At 66.0% G+C, this 536-nt stretch carries 1 protein-coding gene; it reads right to left on the minus strand.

What is annotated here, in order from left to right; genetic code table 11:
• The coding region (locus IG98_RS0144030) for an NUDIX hydrolase (RefSeq protein ID WP_342666907.1) at positions 1-314 on the minus strand (314 nt) is incomplete at its 3' end.
• Between the last annotated feature and the right edge of the window lie 222 nt (positions 315-536).

Raw genomic sequence — 536 nt, forward strand, 5'->3', positions numbered from 1 at the left:
GCGAATGCCTCGGATGCGAGTTCCCGGACCTCGGCCGCGGTGACCCGGCGGAACGCGCGGGCCTCGTCGGTCTCGGTGAGGTGGCCGCCGATGACCTTGCAGCGGAAGACCAGGGCGACGATGCCGCGGGTCATGTTCTTGTAGACGCCGGTCAGGGTGACGGGCTCGACGTGCAGGCCGGTCTCTTCGTGGATCTCTCGGAGCAGGCCGCTGGTGATGTCCTCGTCGCGTTCCAGGACTCCGCCGGGTCCTTCCCAGTGGCCGTTGTCTCGGCGCTGGGTGAGGAGCGCGCGGCCCTGATCATCGATGATCACGCCTGCCACGCTGACGGAGTGCCGCGTGTTGTGATGATCCATCGAATGTCCCCCGGGGCTGCTGATCGCTGTTCTCGGACTGCGGTACATGTGTGTACGAGACGGCCAGCGGCCCACGGGTGGCACAAAGTTTGCTTAACGATCAGAGGGCCAGGTCACCGGACACCGGTGACCTGGCCCTCTGTTGCGAGCCGACGAGGGGAATCGAACCCCTGACCTACA

This window comes from Streptosporangium amethystogenes, from assembly GCF_000721075.1.
In the GTDB taxonomy this organism is placed as follows: domain Bacteria; phylum Actinomycetota; class Actinomycetes; order Streptosporangiales; family Streptosporangiaceae; genus Streptosporangium; species Streptosporangium amethystogenes.